The 17,384-nt window shown below is 55.0% G+C and carries 18 protein-coding genes; 5 read left to right on the top strand and 13 right to left on the bottom strand.

Annotated elements, in window-relative coordinates; genetic code table 11:
- Positions 1 to 49 precede the first annotated feature (49 nt).
- The 5 genes from ACJU26_RS03525 to ACJU26_RS03505 all read left to right on the top strand — a co-directional run bounded on the left by ACJU26_RS03525 (position 50) and on the right by ACJU26_RS03505 (position 5,233).
- The gene (locus ACJU26_RS03525; RefSeq protein WP_414041166.1) at positions 50 to 796 is read left to right on the top strand and encodes a 2OG-Fe(II) oxygenase; all 747 of its coding nucleotides are present in this window, start codon (positions 50 to 52) and stop codon (positions 794 to 796) included.
- Between the two features lie 24 nt (positions 797 to 820).
- Positions 821 to 1,399, top strand: a complete 579-nt coding sequence (locus ACJU26_RS03520; RefSeq protein WP_414041165.1) for an acyloxyacyl hydrolase — start codon at positions 821 to 823, stop codon at positions 1,397 to 1,399.
- Between the two features lie 61 nt (positions 1,400 to 1,460).
- Positions 1,461 to 2,030, top strand: a complete 570-nt coding sequence (locus tag ACJU26_RS03515) for a phosphoribosyltransferase family protein (protein ID WP_414041164.1) — start codon at positions 1,461 to 1,463, stop codon at positions 2,028 to 2,030.
- A gap of 10 nt (positions 2,031 to 2,040) precedes the next feature.
- Positions 2,041 to 3,696 carry a sulfate adenylyltransferase gene (sat, locus tag ACJU26_RS03510; RefSeq protein WP_414041163.1) on the top strand — a complete coding sequence of 552 codons (1,656 nt, stop codon included), beginning with the start codon at positions 2,041 to 2,043 and terminating at the stop codon, positions 3,694 to 3,696.
- 10 nt (positions 3,697 to 3,706) lie between these two features.
- Positions 3,707 to 5,233 (top strand): NFACT RNA binding domain-containing protein, encoded by a 1,527-nt coding sequence (locus tag ACJU26_RS03505; RefSeq protein ID WP_414041162.1) that lies wholly within the window; start codon positions 3,707 to 3,709, stop codon positions 5,231 to 5,233.
- 70 nt (positions 5,234 to 5,303) lie between these two features.
- On the opposite strand, the gene ACJU26_RS03500 is transcribed toward ACJU26_RS03505, so the two are convergent.
- The 13 genes from ACJU26_RS03500 to ACJU26_RS03440 form a co-directional block, all read right to left on the bottom strand.
- Complete coding sequence (locus ACJU26_RS03500) at positions 5,304 to 5,729, bottom strand: RrF2 family transcriptional regulator (RefSeq protein ID WP_414041161.1); 426 nt, start codon at positions 5,727 to 5,729, stop codon at positions 5,304 to 5,306.
- A 132-nt stretch (positions 5,730 to 5,861) separates the two neighbouring features.
- The gene (locus ACJU26_RS03495) at positions 5,862 to 6,476 is read right to left on the bottom strand and encodes a hypothetical protein (RefSeq protein WP_414041160.1); all 615 of its coding nucleotides are present in this window, start codon (positions 6,474 to 6,476) and stop codon (positions 5,862 to 5,864) included.
- Positions 6,477 to 6,768: 292 nt separating this feature from the next.
- On the bottom strand, positions 6,769 to 7,950 hold the full coding sequence (gene ccsB, locus ACJU26_RS03490) for a c-type cytochrome biogenesis protein CcsB (RefSeq protein ID WP_414041159.1): 1,182 nt from the start codon (positions 7,948 to 7,950) through the stop codon (positions 6,769 to 6,771).
- Positions 7,951 to 7,977: 27 nt separating this feature from the next.
- Positions 7,978 to 8,841, bottom strand: coding sequence for a sulfur oxidation c-type cytochrome SoxA (gene soxA, locus ACJU26_RS03485; protein WP_414041158.1), 864 nt, complete (start codon positions 8,839 to 8,841; stop codon positions 7,978 to 7,980).
- 29 nt (positions 8,842 to 8,870) lie between these two features.
- The gene (gene soxX, locus ACJU26_RS03480; protein ID WP_414041157.1) at positions 8,871 to 9,254 is read right to left on the bottom strand and encodes a sulfur oxidation c-type cytochrome SoxX; all 384 of its coding nucleotides are present in this window, start codon (positions 9,252 to 9,254) and stop codon (positions 8,871 to 8,873) included.
- A gap of 47 nt (positions 9,255 to 9,301) precedes the next feature.
- A complete protein-coding gene (locus tag ACJU26_RS03475) occupies positions 9,302 to 11,113 on the bottom strand; it encodes a cytochrome c biogenesis protein ResB (RefSeq protein ID WP_414041156.1) in 1,812 nt (603 codons plus the stop codon).
- A gap of 10 nt (positions 11,114 to 11,123) precedes the next feature.
- Positions 11,124 to 11,855, bottom strand: a complete 732-nt coding sequence (locus ACJU26_RS03470) for a hypothetical protein (RefSeq protein WP_414041921.1) — start codon at positions 11,853 to 11,855, stop codon at positions 11,124 to 11,126.
- A gap of 36 nt (positions 11,856 to 11,891) precedes the next feature.
- Positions 11,892 to 13,625 (bottom strand): thiosulfohydrolase SoxB, encoded by a 1,734-nt coding sequence (gene soxB / locus ACJU26_RS03465; RefSeq protein WP_414041155.1) that lies wholly within the window; start codon positions 13,623 to 13,625, stop codon positions 11,892 to 11,894.
- Between the two features lie 35 nt (positions 13,626 to 13,660).
- Positions 13,661 to 13,990: a thiosulfate oxidation carrier complex protein SoxZ gene (soxZ, locus tag ACJU26_RS03460; RefSeq protein ID WP_414041154.1), complete on the bottom strand. Its 330-nt coding sequence runs from the start codon at positions 13,988 to 13,990 to the stop codon at positions 13,661 to 13,663.
- Positions 13,991 to 14,034: 44 nt separating this feature from the next.
- Positions 14,035 to 14,529 carry a thiosulfate oxidation carrier protein SoxY gene (gene soxY / locus ACJU26_RS03455; RefSeq protein ID WP_414041920.1) on the bottom strand — a complete coding sequence of 165 codons (495 nt, stop codon included), beginning with the start codon at positions 14,527 to 14,529 and terminating at the stop codon, positions 14,035 to 14,037.
- A 44-nt stretch (positions 14,530 to 14,573) separates the two neighbouring features.
- Positions 14,574 to 15,086, bottom strand: a complete 513-nt coding sequence (locus tag ACJU26_RS03450; RefSeq protein WP_414041153.1) for a DUF302 domain-containing protein — start codon at positions 15,084 to 15,086, stop codon at positions 14,574 to 14,576.
- 359 nt (positions 15,087 to 15,445) lie between these two features.
- Positions 15,446 to 16,411 carry a heme o synthase gene (locus ACJU26_RS03445; protein WP_414041152.1) on the bottom strand — a complete coding sequence of 322 codons (966 nt, stop codon included), beginning with the start codon at positions 16,409 to 16,411 and terminating at the stop codon, positions 15,446 to 15,448.
- Positions 16,412 to 16,433: 22 nt separating this feature from the next.
- On the bottom strand, positions 16,434 to 17,384 hold the full coding sequence (locus ACJU26_RS03440) for a cytochrome C oxidase assembly protein (protein ID WP_414041151.1): 951 nt from the start codon (positions 17,382 to 17,384) through the stop codon (positions 16,434 to 16,436).

Genomic DNA, 17,384 nt, shown 5'->3' with positions numbered 1-17,384 from the left:
GCTGCGCCAGCATACCGAATTACAATGAAATCACGCAGGAGGACCTTGAATGGAAACCATAGACACATCTGTCATGAGCAGACTGTGCACCCAAGCCCAAAATTTTCAGCATACTCAACCTTACCCATGGATCTGTATCTCCGATTTTCTTCATCCGGAAAAGTTTGAGCAACTGTGCAAGGATCTCCCGGATCCCGCCCTTTTTGAATCCCAAATGGGCTACAAAAGAGCGCATGGACAACAAAGCCATGATCGCCTTGCGCTTCAATATCGCCCGGCGCTGGAAAAAGTACTGGCACCGAGTTGGAAGCAATTCATCCATGAATTGCAGAGTGAGGAATATAAATCCTTCTGGCGGGAGATGCTGGGTTTGCCTCCCCGGTCACCCGTCATCCTCACCATGCATTGGCATTACGCCCCGCCGGGCGCTTCCGTCTCACCCCACACCGACGCCCGGCGCAAGCTCGGTTCTCATATCTTCTATTTCAACACCCCGGAGGATTGGGATGAGGCTTGGGGCGGGCAAACTCTGGTGCTGGATGATGGCGGCAAATGGCCTCGTCATTCGTCTCCAAGCTATGCGGATTTACGTGAGGTGGGCACCTCGCAGGTGCTGGGCAACCGCAGTTTCCTCTTCGCTCAGACGGATCATTCCTGGCATGCCGTCAAGGCGATTCAGTGCCCAGAGGGGCATATGCGCAAGGTATTTATCGTCGTGGCCAATCGCCGCACGCCGCAGGTCATCTGGCGGAGCATCCGGGGCAAGGACGCCGATGGCTACCGGCTGGCAGATTGAATCCAGAAAAAAACGACATATGACATGGGCGCACAACACGCTTATCGCAAAGGGAAAGCGCATGCATCACAGGTTTTTACGGCTCCGCGGTGGCTATGGATTCTCGGATTGGTCATCCTGCTTTCAGCGGCTCCTTCGGCGTGGGCCGTTACCCTGATGCCCAGCGGGGCGCCATATCTGAGCGTGGGTGTTGGCGTTTTCAATATGATTGGTGCGGTCGATGATGACGGCTACAATCATACTCCGGCCGAGTTCGATGCGGAGTACCAGTCCGGATTCCGGTTTTATGGTATCGGTTATGTATTGGGTCTGCTGGCTAACAGCGATGGCGGTGTCGATGGTTATGGGGGCTTTTATGCCGACCTCGCGTTGACACCACACTGGATACTCACGCCGGTAGCGGCCGTCAGCGGCTACAGTCGAGGTAACAGTAAACATATGGGCAGTACGTTTCTCTTCCGGCTGGAGTTGGGACTGGCCTATCAGATGGATAACGGCGGGCGATTGGGACTAAAAATAGGGCATTTATCCAATGGGGATCTCTATGGGCGCAATCCGGGAGAAAACGAGATCCTGGTGACCTATTCATTTCCCCTGAGTTGATGCCACCGGCATTAGTGCAGCGGACATCTCCCTGTGGCAAAATGCGGTAAAAGGAGCCTTCATGAACCCCACAGATTTGCCATCCCGTAGCCATCCCCTGCATATCAATGGGGTGCAGCGGGATCTTCCCCTGTTCAAGGTACAGCCGGATCTGGCTATTGCCGTCCTCAATATTCTCGGCGATACCGAACTCACCGAAGCCGCCGCCGCTGCCCTCCAGCAGCGCATGGTGGATATCGCTTTTGATGTCATCGTCACCGCAGAGGCCAAGAGCATTCCACTGGCCTATGCCCTTTCCGTACATAGTGCCCGCCCTTATGTGGTATTGCGCAAAAATTACAAATCCTACATGGGCGAGGCGCTGTCTACGGAGACCCTGTCCATCACCACCGGCAAGGCCCAGACCCTTTATCTCGATGCCAAGGATCGCACCGCCATCCAAGGCAAAAAAGTGGTGCTGGTGGATGATGTGATCAGTACCGGTTCCACCCTGAGCGCCATGCGTATCCTGATGGCCGAGGCCGAGGCCGAAGTCGCCGCCGTGGCCGCCATTTGCACCGAGGGTGATCCCGCTCAGTGGTCTGAGGTCATCGCCCTGGCGCATCTGCCCATTTTCCCCATCAACGCTTGAAGTATTCCTCATGAAAGAAGCTGCTGTCCATGTTTTGACGCAACGCCAGCGTTGTGATCTGGAGCTCCTGTTGACGGGGGCTTTCGCGCCCCTGACCGGTTTTTTGCAGCGGGCCGACTGGCAGTCGGTGCTGCAGTCCATGCGCCTGACCGATGGCAGCCTCTGGCCCATCCCCATTGTCCTGGATGTCAGTGACGCGCTGGGCAAATCCTTGCGTGCAGGAGACTGCCTGCGTCTGGAGCGCAGCGATGGAACGCCCCTGGCGGCCCTGACGGTTGCCGACGTGTACCAGCCCGACAAAATGCAGGAAGCGGAAGCGATTTATGGCAGCACCGATAGTGCCCACCCTGGGGTCGCGGAACTGCTGGCCCGAGGATCCTGGTATGTGGGGGGCAAGATCACCGCCTGGGACACCCTTGCTCTCAGCCGCGCCGCAGCCGTCGAATTTCCTCCGGAATATCGCACCCCCGCACAACTGCGCGAACAGTGGTCTGGACAGCATCCGGTAGTGGCTTTCCAAACCCGCAACCCACTGCACCATGCCCATATTGCGGTCACCCAGGCCGGCCTGGAGCAGGCCGGTGCCGATGCCAGATTGCTGCTGCACCCGGCTATTGGTCCGACCAAACCCGGAGATATCGAGGCGGCTTACCGGATGCGGGTATATCGCTCCGTACTGGATCATTATCCCCAGGGTCAGGCGCTACTATCTCCCCTGCCCCTGGCCATGCGCATGGCCGGTCCCCGCGAGGCACTCTGGCATGCCCTGATTCGCCGCAACTTTGGTGCGACCCATTTTATTGTCGGACGCGGCCATGCCGATCCTGGTGCCAGCAGCGGAGGATTGTTTTATCCCGCCTTCGCCGCCCAGGAATTGTTTGCCAAACACGAACAGGAAATGGGTATTGCCGGAATTTTTCTGCCGGAATATGCCTACTCCCCGGTCCGCCAGCGATATGTGCCCGTCAGTGAGGCCAATGGCGAAGCTCTGGCGGGCATTTCCGGTACCGAACTGCGCCGCCGGCTGGCCAATCGTGAAGAGATCCCGGAATGGTTTTCCCCGCCGGAAGTCATCCGGATTCTGCGACAGGCCTATCGTGGCGCCGATCGACGCGGCCTGGTCATCTGGTTTACAGGGCTGTCTGCCAGTGGCAAAAGCACTCTGGCCGGGATGCTGGTGCGCCAGCTGGAAGCCGAAGACGAGCGCGCCGTGACCCTGCTGGACGGCGACATCATCCGTCGTTTCCTGTCCAAAGGCTTGAACTTCAGCCGGGAAGATCGGGACGAGAACATCCGCCGCATCGGCTTTGTGGCAAGTCTGGTGGCCCGACATGGCGGCATTGCCGTGGTCGCCGCCATTTCTCCCTACCGGCAAGCACGGGCCGAAGCCCGCCGCCTGGTGGAAGAAGCGGGTGGCCTTTTTCTGGAAGTCCATGTGGCGACCCCCCTCGCCGTCTGCGCCGAACGCGATCCCAAAGGCCTATATGCCAAGGCCCTGCGGGGAGAAATCAAGGGCTTTACGGGTGTGGATGATCCCTATGAGGAACCCGAACATCCGGATTGCATCGTGAATCAAACCCAACAAGCAGCGGCAGTGGCTCTGGATAGCCTGATGGACTTGCTGCATCGCTCGGGAGCCGTGAGCGATCCCATGACCAGTCACTGAAGCGCCGCCCATGGACACGCTTCAACTGGCCGCCGCCGCACAGTTTTTTCAGCAGCGGCTGACCGGACAAAATGTCCAAAAAATTGCGATAGCAGCGGGTGGCCTGTATCTGCAGGGCGGCAAGCAGATCCTGGCCTGCATGGTCCAGCGCGCGCCCTTGGGACTTTGGCTGACTGCAGAGAGTACGGCGTTCCAGGAACAAGCTGCGGGCAGCAAGCTCCTCCAGCAGCGCCTCCAGGGCTTTGGAATAACAGAGATTAGCGTGCCTTGGGCGGACCGGATCGTGCGCATGGATTTCAGCCGGGTGCATATCAGCAAAAGAGTCGATCACTGGAGTCTGATTGCCGAGTGTTTCGGTGGCCGGGGCAATCTCGCCCTGCTGGATGCCGAAGGAAAAATCCGCTGGGCCATGCGCTGGGACAGACTGGACGGCGCCGCTGCGCCGCGATTTCTGCCGGGAATCAGGTACCAACCGCCAGAACCCGTTCGTCTTTTTGCCGAATCCGCAGCTGATCCAGCCATCTGGTTACAATGCATTGCGCCACGCTACCGGCCCTCTACCCCGTCAGCGCAGGCTTTTGTGCAGGAGCAATGGGCCGCCCGCAGCGCCACGGCTTCCTGGTGGCAGGCCAGCACCCCTCAGCCACTGGTTTATCCGCTACGCTTGCCGGGTGCGCCGCCCATGGAGGCCATTGCTCCAGAAAAGGCCCTTCAGCTCCCGTCCTCCAACCGTCCCGAGGCCCCATCTCCGACTGAGCAAGTCCTGTCGGCTGAAAAAAAACGTCTGGAACAACGCCTCCACAAGATGCGTCAGGATCTGCAGCGATGGGAAGCCCCCGAACATTACCGGACTCTGGCCTTTGCCCTTTTTGCCCTGCCCGATGGCGTCTGCCGAAAATCCCTCATTCAGGCGACCGACCATACCCATAAAAATGGCCCCGTGCTGGAAATTGCGGTGACTCCTGGCAAAACCCTGCACCAACAGGCCCAGCAATACATGCAAAAGGCCCTGAAAAGTCAGCGGGCCATTCAAAAAATCCGGCAGCGCCTGGAGGACAGCGAACGGCTGCTGGAGGCATTATCGGCTAAGGGACTAGACGCCCTGCCCCGCATACAGGCGGCTCGGCAGGATATCCAGGCCTTGATGCCCCATAAAACCCGGGACCACCATTCGCGAGCGACCACAGATACTTTTCACCAGACGATCGTAGCGGGGTTCAACATCCTCTGGGGAAACAATGCCCGTGAAAACGATCGCCTCACCTTTCGCCATGCCAAGCCCTGGGATCTCTGGTTTCATGTGCAGGACCTGGGGGGCAGTCATGTGTTGTTACGCCGCGGCAATGCCCAGATTCAGGTCCCGGATCTCGTCATCGCGGCGGCGGCACGCCTCGCCTTGCAATATAGTCAGTCCCGGGCCTTGAGTGCGGAAGTGGACTGGACCGAAATTCGTCATGTGCAACGCAAGCCTGGCGGCGGACCGGGTCAGGTCATCTATCGTCATTTTCAGACCATACGGGTGCGCCGCGATGCCTGAACACCTTCGCCAAAGTCCATCATAAAAGAGCCGTTGCAGAGAATGCTTGTTGCGACTTTGGCTTTTCAATTCACGCCACCTGCATGCTGGAAAAACACATTTTGGCCATTTCACAGATGGTTTGGGTGCGCAGCCAGTCGATCTCCTGACGGCGCAAATCCGACCATTGCCGGTGCAGGGGACAAGCCGTTTCATCGGCACAGACCTTTAAGCCCAATACGCAGTGTGGAGACAAAGAATGTCCCTCTACCGCCTCCACGACGTCAATGATATTCAGGGTTTCCGCAGCGGGCAGGAGCACGAAGCCCCCGCCCCGGCCTTTGACGGACTCCAAAAATCCGCGTTTGGCCAGGTTTCGCATGATCTTGGTGATACATTGGACGGGAACCCCCAAATAATCCGCAATCTCACGGCTGAGTACCGGTTCTCCCCGCCGCTGTGCGGCAATATAAATCAGGCCGCGCAGCGCTTGCTCAGTGGCTTTGCTCAATACCATAGGCTTTTCCCTATCGTTTTTTATTATGGAGACAAGGAGAGCCACACAAGGAGTGCGGCTCTGGGTAGAGAGGGTTACTGATGGTTACTGAGTGAAAGATGATGACAGGAATCTGTCTGCACTTTCCGGCGTTCAGGCGGAATGGGCCTGAGCAGCAGCAGTATTACCCCCACCCATTTTCAGCAGATTACGCCGCATGGCCCAGGCCATGCCGAACATGGCCGCAGCGAAGGCTGCTGAAAATCCGATGATGATCCAGTTATAGACCGAAGGACCGGCATCGGGTGCCAGGGCAAAAATGAACTGGAGAGCAACCGCCAACGCCAGATAAGCTGTGGAACCAATAATCATCACCGCTTCTTTGTTGCGGACATTCCGCAGTACCCAAATACCTTCAATCACCCCGACGATGGCCACCCAGGCAAAAACGGTCAACAGCGTCGGCAACAAATGAGCGCCCTGGAAAAGAACGATGACAGCAATGCCGGCAGCAATACCAATGACCGCCTTGAGGGCAATCAAGACCCTGGGACAGGCTCCACTGCCCTTCTGGGCAAGGCGGATGGCGGAATAACCCCCATCAAAAAACACGTAAATGGCAAAAAACCATACCAGCAAGGTCATGGTTGCACCGAAAGCAAGCAGTGAAGCAATCACGAATAGCAAGGCAGCCCCCCCCCGAGCGGCGAGTAACGGCCAGGAAAACAGGGTCAGGCGGGCTTGATTGGTTGATGCTTGTGAATTCATATCGACACCTCTTTAATTATCAGCGCTATTACTCAGCATCATATCCATGATGAACCTTTATCAATCCACATGGGATACTGTTATCTATTTTATAGCTTACGATTCCACTGATAGCAACGAAGAAATTTTTGATAAGACCGAGAATATATGAATGGAAAATAAAAAGCATATTTTATTATTATAATATAGTTACTCTTTATATTTTTAGGAATTTTCAATGGCGAATCAAATTTCATGGTGAATATAAAGACCCCATCACAGGAGACAAGGTCTTTATGAGCCTCTTTCAACCTTATAGCTTGGCGTAGGAATGAAGTCCACCCAGAAACAAATCGACACCAATGAAACAAAAAGTGACCGTAACCAGACTGATGGCGGCCCACCAGGCAAGCTTGTGTCCCTTGTGCGGTTGTCCGAAAGACCGGTTGCTGCGCATATGCAAGTAGGCGGCATAATTGAGCCAGACAATGAGTGCCCAGGTTTCCTTGGGATCCCAGGACCAGAAACCGCCCCAGGCCTTGGCGGCCCATACCGCACCCAGAATGGTAGCGGCCGTAAAAAACAGAAAGCCGAACATCACCATGGAACCCATGATGCGCTCCAGCCTGTTCAGGTCAGGAAGCCGGTTGGCCAGTGCTCCGCCCGTGCGTTCGGCCCTTTCCCTGAGCAGGTAGGCCACACCGACCATGGCGGCCAGATAAAAATTGGCATAGGCAATGAACTCGCAGGGAACATGCAGCTTTATCCAGAAACTCTGCAAGGCAGGAATCACCGGCTGGATCTGGTTTTGGTGGTAAGCCACCCCGACCCAGACCAGAAAGATATCCGCGACCAGAATCATCGGCATGGCAAAAGCGCCCAGCCCCCGATTTTTACCCTGACCTTCGTAATACAAATAGAAAAGTGCCGTGGTCGTACACAGCAGCACCATGGCATCGTACATATTCGTGACCGGAATATGCCCCCAGGAGGGGTGCCCAATGTAGGTCTGTTGCCAGCGGATGGCCAGGCCGGCGAAACCCAGGGCCACCGTGACCCAGGCAAAGCGATGCCCCCAGTCTCCTGCAGACTGATGACCACTGAACACATAGCGATAATACCCGATGGCACTGATCAGGATCGCCCCACTCATCCAGTAAAACAGGGAGGTACTCTGGAAGACGTAATATAACGCGGCGCTGTTGGCCGCGGTGTATCCCGACTGGTAAAGGCCCACGCCAATGGCAGCGATGCCAATCACCACCAGAAACAACATCCGGAAGGCGGGCCAAAGGATGCCAAAGCACATCAGGCCTGCGTACCACAGGCCCAGCACGATAAACTGCCACATCCAGAAATCGGCCCGAAACAAATACCAGACCAGAAAGGCGCCGATGGTCAGAAAAACGGCCCAGAGCTGGGCGGCCAGACGACCTTTGGCACGCATCCCGCCAAAGGTCAGCCGATGGCGTATTTCAGAGCTTTCGATAGACATATGGATACTCCCATGATGAACCCGTGATCAGGGGCGATAACCCGGCACATTGATTTTGATGCCATTACTGATGTAGGACATAAAATATGCCAGATTACGATAATTGACGCTTTCCAGTTTTTGCGGAATCGCGCCCACTTTTTTGTCACAGCCCTGGAAGCGTTTCTCGAAGGTATTGACCGCGCCCCAGGCCGCACGATAGGTCGGGAAATGGGCGCTTTGTCCCAGTAAAGGCGAGATAATCTGAGCGCGCAGATACTTACCGGCATAGGCCACATGGCAGGTCGCGCAACTGAAGTTGAGTTGCCCGCGTTTCATGAAGTAATTGGCCTTGCCTTCTTCAAAGGCTTTGACCGCACCCGGCCCCTGCACTTTGATATCCACCGGCATTCCGTTGGACAGGGAAGTAAAGTAGGTATCCAGGGCAATCATGGCGGCGCTGCCATATTTCAGCGGTTGCAGATGATTTTCGACCCGACAGCTATTCAGGCGCATCTGGGTGGTGACTACCTGACCCGTCCTGTTATCAAAATAAGGATAACCAGCCGCTACCCCCTTGCCACCATGGGGAAAACAGGAGGCATAGGTTTTGCCATCCGGGAATTTTTGATCCCAGGCGGCCTTGCCCTGACTGAGGGTCAGGTCACCGGGATTAAACTGGATGGCCTGCTGATATTGCTGATACATTTCCGGGCTAAAGGCATAACTGCCCAGGGCATATTGCTGCAGGGACATTTTCGGAAACTGTTCCTTGAAATATTGGTGAAAATCCTTGAGGGTCTGTTCAGGACCCACTTTGGTGTTGCCCAAATTCCACCAGTCAATGGCTTCGGCACTACCGGCTATTCCCACCAGGCTCAGCGCGGCGGCAACCATAATGAATTTTTTCATGTTTGCACTCCTTTTTCTGGAAAAGCACGTCAGCCCTTGAGTGACCAGAGATAATCCGCCACCAACTCCATCTGATGATGGGTCAGCACCTTGTTTTTACCAAACGGGGGCATATTGATATGGGGAATCATCTTTTCCGGGTCATACAAAAAATCCACCAGCTTTTCTTTGGTCTTGAATATGGCTTTGAGCGGTAACACCGACAGATCGGGTCCCACATTGCCGGCCATGGTTCCCCCTGGCAATACGTGACAAGCCAGACAGTTCCCTTGTGTACGGTTGAAGGCAATGGACTTTCCTGCAGCAATATTCTGTGCCGTAGTCATCGGCGCGGCCAGGGCAACCGTATCCACCCCGACAAAGGCAACGGCTGCGATGATGGCGGCGGCTGCTAGACATTGAGACTTTTTCATGACGACCTCCTGTTGAAATTTTCACAGCCCATTAAAAACGGCTTCGTTTAGAATTTTTCCTGCAACCGTTCATTCAGTTGCTCCATATCCCGATGAAAGTCCTCCTCATTCCGCGAGCTATCGGCAAACAATGTGATTCGGCTTTTTCCCTTATCCTCCTCAATCCGGATCCAGATACGCCGACGTGGCACATAAAACAAAATGAATATCCCCAAAACCAGCGCAAAACAGGCGATATAGATGATTTTCATGCCGGGATAGCGGGTGATTTCCAGACCCGCTGACCAGTGCAAATCATAGTGATGAAAAACGGTCAGGAAGGGTAAGGGATAGATGCGTAGCTCCTGCATGGCTTTCAGGCTGGCCTGGAGAAATGCATCGCGGTCATGCGGCGGCAAAAAAACCTGGGTTTGTGCTTGCGCCTTATCCAGATTACGCAAAAAAACCGCTTTTGAAGCGTTATCTCCGTTACGCGCGGCCTGTTCCAGATCACCCAGATAGGTCATGAACAGGCGAATGCCATGTTCTGGCCCCTGGGGAATGGTCAGGTAATGATACGTCGTTGATCCCAATACCCGAAAGCCGATCAGCCGATAGGCTTCGCCATGTCGGGGAAAGGGCTTCATGTACGATTTAATGATTACCCGGCTGTGATCCCGGGCATTATCCACCTGATAACTGACCGTTGGCCCCATATTGATCATGCCATGATGGGGTGCCGGAGAAAGGCCTACGGCCTTACGGGGAATGACATTCTGGGTTTTGAAATCGGTAATGGAAATGGCATATTGCGAAGCAAAGGTTTTCAGATGCTCACCCACGCCAGCAGTAATGGTCGCGGGAGACAAGCCCGGATCGGACAGTAAATAATTATGTAACTGTAATTTTGAGGCGCTATCCGAATAACTGGACTGATAAATCTGCACACCCGCTACCGACATGGGATGATTAACCCGCACGATGCCGGTTTTGAACCATTTCCCATCAGGATGATACAGGGAAACGGTCGAGACAAAATCCTTGGCCAGACCATTGGAGTAATGCGTCACCTTGAAGGCATCCAGTCGCAATATGAAGGGCAAGCGCTGTACCAGGAAACCATCGCCGACCAGTTCAAACATGGCATTGACGGTTTGCCCTACCGGAATGGTGATTATCCCCCGAAATGCCGAACTACTGGACGATAACCAACTGGACGGGGGAATCCTGGAAAGGGGAAGATCAAAATTCTTTTCAGGATGCACCGATCCCGTCCACTCCGCCCATTTCAGAGGCAAATTCGCATTATCGATGGCACCGACACAAAACAGGATGATGCCCACATGGGTCAACAAGTAGCCGACGCGATAAAATCGTCCTTTCTGTGCAAAAAGTTGGATATTCCCAGAAGGCGCTTTGATTAACCGGGCCCGATAGCCAAAATCCCGCAATGCGGCGACGGAGGACTGGATGATCTCGGTATGTGCTTTGGCTGAGCGGGAAGTGAAGTGCTCGGGCCTGTTCTGGAGAAACCGATCCGATGGACTGGTCTGCACGTGGCGCATTTCCCGCAGCATCCGCGGCGCATTGCGCAATACACACACCGTTGTGGAGACAATCAGAAAAGCGACAATCCCCATGTACCATCCGCAACGATACACATCGTACAAATCCAGTTGGCCAAATACGGTGAACCAGAATGGGCCGAACTGATGCAGATAGTCCGTGTAAACTTCCTGCTGCGGCAAAACCGTACCAATGATGGAAGCAATGGCGACAAAGAGCAGCAAATGCACCGCCAAACGCATGGAGCCCAACACCCGAATGATGATTCGGAAACTTAAAGGCTCCGTATAGGCATTGGCATGGGTTTCTATCATAAAGCGCGACTCACAAGGGCTGGGCTTCCTCCTGGCGGGGATATAACCAGATTTGATACAAACTGATGGCCATGCCGATGAGTACCAACGGACAGGACAAAATGCCCCCGATCAACACCAACCAGACCCAGTTGGGATCCTGTTTGGTCAGAAACCAGCCGGCAAAATCCAGGAAAAAAGCAAAGAAAGGCACGCCAATCATCAGATATTTGGGAATACGCGGGAACCGCGCCTTACTGAATATCCAGCCCGCAATCCAGAAGATGACTCCCAGAGTCGTCAGATGGATCATGCCATTCATCAGCATTTCCGAGTAAGGCATGCCCATATCCACATGCGCCTGGGCCTTGAGCAATTGGTAGGTACCTATATCGGGCATTCCCAAGGAATGACATTTCAAACAGGAACCATTGATGAGCGGCTTTACTTCCTGTTCGTAATCATTCCGGGTTTCCCCATTGGCGATCCAGTGATTTACTGCGTCCACCATTTTGGGTCGCTCACTGACGGGAACTTGGGCCATGGGCATCATGGCCGGGAGCATTTCCTGCAACTTGCTGGACTTGCGATTGCCGTAGTAATGGACGACCAGATCCTGCATAGAGATGCCCGGTTTACCATCAAGCCCTTGAATCACGGTATAGGTGTAGGCCTCGGCCACCAGAAGGCCCAAGCCCACCAGAAAAATAAATCCGGTGTGCATGATTTTTTCTGACATGCTGAGATCTGCCAGGGTGCGCATCACTTTTCTGTCTCCCAATTGAGCGGTAGCTTCTGCCTAAAGATCATATTCCTTGGGGAAGGCAATACCGGGATTACCCGCCATATTTTTGGTGAGCACTGGCAAATCCCGGGGATTGGCCGACACGGTCTTTTTGGAACGCAACCATTGGGCAAAAATATCCCAAACCGGAGTGCCTTCCACACGCTGCATGGCTCCCCAACCCGCCACCTTGTAGCGTTTGTTGGCTTGTACCATTTTCCCGCCGATGCGCAAATCGGTGATGCGCTTGTCGATGCTTTCGCCCGGATCCATGGTGTACTGAATATTCCCCACCCGAATCATGTCTCCCCCCTGAATGTAATAGGGATTCGGATTGAACAAATTGTCGGCCACTTGCTCCATGACATTTTTCAGCTCAGCGCCGGTATATTCCGTGACCGTCACCTGGGGATAGGTAATGGCCGTCTGTCCCATGACATCTTCCATGGTGATGGTTTCTCCCGGGAGCTTGCAGTAACCCCAGCGGAAACCTGGAGAGAACGCTGCTTCGCAATCCATTTCTTCGCGCAAGGCGTCGCAGAGAATCTGGTCAAAGGTGCCATTGAAATTATCCCGGCGATAAAGCAGGCTTTCGGTCACCGCCAAAGGCTCAGCCAGTTTCTTGGCGTAAGGCGCGCGAACCTTGGTGATGTAATCCACCATCTCTTTGTCTTCGGGAATCATGTTGGAAATGATCGGGAGATAATGGAAACGCCAGCCCTTGAGTTTTCCCTTGCCCACATCCAGATCAAAACGGGCCAGGAATTTGCCATTGGTACTGGTATTGATAATCAGGGTATTGTTGATCTTGACCGGACGTGGACCCATGATTTCGTGGGTGTGCCCACCTAAAATAATATCAACCCCCTTGACCTGGGCGGCCATTTTCTTGTCCACATCGGCGCCATTATGGGAGAGCACCACGACGATATCGGCATGGTGTTTCTCGCGACACTCATCCACCATTTTTTGCATGTGTCCAGGATGAATGCCAAATGACCACTTCGGCACAAAATAGGCGGGATTGGCGATGGGTGTAAAAGGAAAGGACTGACCAATGATGGCGACCTTCCGGCCACTGATTTCCCGAATATCATAGGGATCAAAAACCGGCTCGTCCCAGGGAATGGTAAACACATTCTGGGAAAGAAATTTGGCCTTGAGTTTGTGCTTCAGCAGATACTCGACCCGATCCGCACCATAGGTAAACTCCCAGTGACCGACAAAATAGTCTTCCTTGAGCAGATTCTGGGCACCGACCATGTCTTCGGCTTTCGTCCACAAACTGGTGGCGGAACCCTGCCAGGCATCCCCACCATCCAGCAGAATCGCTTTTTTTCCCACTTGTTCACGATAACGCTTTACCAATGTGGCAATATGGGCATAGCCGCCGATTTTTCCGTATTTATGGGCGAGCGTGTCGAAATCCATGCAAGACAACGCATACCCCTCGGGCGTACCCGCCTTGATGCCGTAATATTCCAGCTTGTGATTGCCCACCAGATGGGGGGTCACACCCCATTCTTTCTGTTCGCGGGTACCAATGTTGGTACCCGGTTCACGCCACCATACGGGTAATAACTGGGCGTGGGTATCGGTAATATGCAGCAATGTGACATTACCATAATCAGTTATTTCATAAGGGTCTTTCCCTGAACCCCAGGAAGAAGCCATAGCGGACGGTGACAGGAACCCGGTTGCACCGGCAATCCCCATCATGGCCATGAAATCTCTACGTGTCAGATTCATACTCACCTCGCATCTGTATTTTATGAAAACTGCGCTTATGCCACGGTAATGGATGCCTTGCTGGACCAAACACCATTGGTATTGTCCTTCCAGGTCATTTCCAGGGTGCCGCTTTCTACCGCCCGCATTTTGAAAGCCAGATAAGGATTGGCACTGATCGCAGTACTCCAGTCCACACTGCATAATGGCTTATTGTTGAAAGTCACCGTGACGGTCTGAATAAAATGGGCTGGAATCAACTTGCCTGCCTTGTTTTTACTGAGTCCGGTCGTCATCGGATTCATGATCAATGATCGTACTTCCACAATTTGCCCTTTTTTGGCATGTGAAGCCATCCGGATCATCGGGTTACCCATTGCTGCCATAATGAATTCTCCTTCATCAAATCATTATTGCCGGAAACTTTGCTTCAACCACCACATCCACCGATGGTGACTTTGACTTCCTGGGGCTTGGACGCCATCAATACGCCTTTATTGGTTTTGGCGACAGCCCTGACCATATCGGTCTTGGCCATTTTTATCCGCGCCTGGAAGTACGCCTGACCATTGTCTGCGCTAAAGTGAAATGCGCTGGCCAAAGGGGTGGGATTATGATCCACATACAAATAGATGGACTCGATGTAATCGGCGTCGGTCATGGGATAATCCACAGCGACGGTAACCGGAACTGCCGCACCATTTTCGGCAATGGTTGGCGCCGTGAGATGGACTTTCGGGGAGACTTTGACCGAAGTCGTACCAATACTGTCCTTCATGGCCGCATCCAGTGCCTTGGCATCAAAAGCCGCCGCTGGCCAACCGGCGACATTGGCCGCATGGGCAATGGCCGGCATCAGCATCCCAGAGCCGGCCACTGCGGCCACACCAACTACCGATATTCCTAAAAATTTTCTTCTCTTCATGTGTTCCATTGACATCTCCTTTTTGCAGCCGTTAGTCAATTCCATTATTTACCGGACAAGTCCGGGATTTTGCTGATTTGTCGTGACATCGGGATTTCCTGAAGCACCTTGATCACGGCATGATCAAAAGATTGGGTGATTTTTTTGGAAGCTGGCGTATTTGCAAAGTCCGCACGCAATCCGTAAACGATGTAGCTGTTCGCGCCTTTGGAAAAAACATCCAGCGTGAGTGGACAACCTGCGGCAGCAGGCCAGTCCGCATTGAGCAGCTTGCTGAAATCATAAGGATTACAAAACACCAGAGCCTGCACATCGGTGAACTTGCGGGCATTGAAGTCGGGTATTTTGAGGTGCTTCTGCTGCAATTGAATCAACTTCAGAATATTGAGATGGAGCACAATCTTGTAACCACCATCATGCAGCACATTTTTCACTTCCGTCATGGTGGCCTGCATGGGCATATCCACTTTTTCCACATAAACCGGGCTTGCCACCGCCGTGACCCACATACTGGCGCACAGACTCACACTCAGCGCGACTACTCCACGAAATTTCATTATTGGGGACCCCTTTCCAATACCTCGACCATTATTTTCCTGAATTTTTCAGGGAAGCCTTCAGATATAAACCAATGAGTCTTTAGCAAACTACATGCCTAAGCCGCAGAAACCTTCCCGGCACCGCCCAAGAATTCCTGGCAGCTGCATCTATTGGATTTTTTATTCGACCAAACAGTGGGTTGCTTTCACGAAGAATGGGGGGAGGCTTTGCCACAACAGCTAGTCAGGGCACCATACCTCTGTAACACTTTCTCGATAATTCATGGTTCCTGCCCTGATTGGTCCAGATGGCACAGCGACCCTCGGGCTTGGTCCCGATAAGTGCACACAGGCTAATAAGTGTACACGCCCTGCCGTCACCCGATCAGCAATCGGCCCAGAATAAGCCCGGTATAAAGCAAGAACAGGTAAGAGATGGAATAGGCGAACATGCTGCGGGCGTATTGGTCCATTTCCGGTCCTTCAGGCAGGGCCTTGAGGCGCAGGGCCATGCCCACAAACCAGGCCCCCGAAAGCCAGGCAATCCCGCCATAGATCCAGTCGCCGGTAAGGAAGGCCGGGACCAGACTCACTACCCAGGTGAGGACGGCGTAGTTGAGCACTTCCCGCCGGGTGCGGTCGATGCCGTGGGTGCAGGGCAGCATGGGAATGCAGGCCTTGGCGTAGTCGCGCCGGCAGTTGATGGCCAGGGGCCAGAAGTGGGCCGGCGTCCAGACAAAGACCAGCAGTACCAGCACCACCGGGAGAACGGCCAGGCTGCCGGTGATGGCGGTCCAGCCGATCAGGGGCGGCAAGGCCCCCGCCAGCCCACCCCAGACAATGTTCCAGGGAGTGCTGGGCTTGAGGTAGAGGGTGTAGACCACGCCGTAGCCGACGGTTCCCGCCAGGGTGAGGACCAGGGTCAGGGGATTGGTGCCCCAGGCGAGAATGGCGATGGCGGCACTCATCAGCAGAATGGCGTAGAGGATGGCGCCACGGCGGCTGATGCGGCCTTCGGCCAGGGGCCGGTGCAGGGTGCGACGCATGTGCTGGTCCAACCCCGGTTCGACGATCTGGTTGAGCACGCCGCCGGCTCCACCCGCCAGGGCAATGCCCAGCAGTCCGGCCAAGGCCGCCTGCCAGTGCATCAGGGCGTGGGGGGCAAGAATCTCGCCGACCGCAGCGGTGAATACGAGCAGGGAGACCACCCGGGCCTTGGCCAGAACCCAGAGGTCATGGAGCAGGAGACCAGGGCGGAAACGGTTTTGAAGACCTTCCGCGCCCGCGACGGGGAGAAGGTCCTCCGGGCCGCGGGGAGTGGGCGTGATAAGGGAGCTTTTCATGATCGGTTCCTGAGGCCGTGTCTCAGCGCCAGACCAGGACGATCGCCAGGGCCATGAGCAACACCATGCTCTGGTGAAAGGCGACCAGGACACCGGGGTCTTTGGGTTTGAGGCTGACGGCGTGAAAAAGTAAAAATCCGACCGCGAACTGGCCGACCGCCAGGTAAAAGGCGATGGGATAGGCGGGCATCAGGTAGCCCAGGGTGGCGACCAGGATCAGCCCGGCGGCGATGTGGGCGGCAACGGTCCATTGCGAGGCTTTTTTAGGTTGCACGAAGGCACCGATGGCGCTACCAAAGCCCCGTTGCCCGGTGGTCATGCCGCCGAGAAAAACGGCGAGCAGCAAGGCGTGCAGCGCACCCATGGCGCCGAGATAGGTCCAGAAGTCGAGGCCGGGATAGGCCAGACCGGTGAGGTAGATCAGGAATACCCCGTAGGCCAGCAGGCCGTGCATGCCGTGGACGAAGGCCGGAACCCGGCCCGCCAGGACATAGAGAGTGCCCATCCCGAACAAGGCGGTCACCACAATCAGGGTCAAGCCGCTGATGGTACCGATACCGGGAGCAAGGATCACCAGCGCCAGGGCCACCAGCCCCACCAGCGTGGCCACCACCCGGTGGGCGGCTTCGGGGTCTCCCCGGACCATCAACAGCACAATGTTGCGGGTGTAGGGCCATTTCGTCCCCAGGGACAGACCATAACCAAAGCCTTCCACAATGCTGCCCAGCAGGATCAGCACCATGGCAAAACCCACTTCGCTGGCCTGGAGGCCGTTCACCACCCCGGTCCACAGACCGTGACTGCCGAAACCCTGCCACAGCCCCGCCGCTACCGACAACAACAGCAGCAACGTGATCACCCGGCCGATCAGCCGCACCACCGGGGTCAGCTCCCCTTCAACCGCGTGGGGGATTTGCCCACTTCCTCCTGCCCCGCCCAGTTCGGCGGTCTGTCTGACAATAGGCTCGCTCAT

Origin of the sequence: Acidithiobacillus sp. M4-SHS-6 (genome assembly GCF_047421495.1) — a bacterium.
Classification (GTDB): Bacteria; Pseudomonadota; Gammaproteobacteria; order Acidithiobacillales; family Acidithiobacillaceae; genus Acidithiobacillus.
The sequence above is the reverse complement of the archived record's forward strand: the minus strand, read 5'-3'. Positions and strand labels throughout refer to the sequence as shown.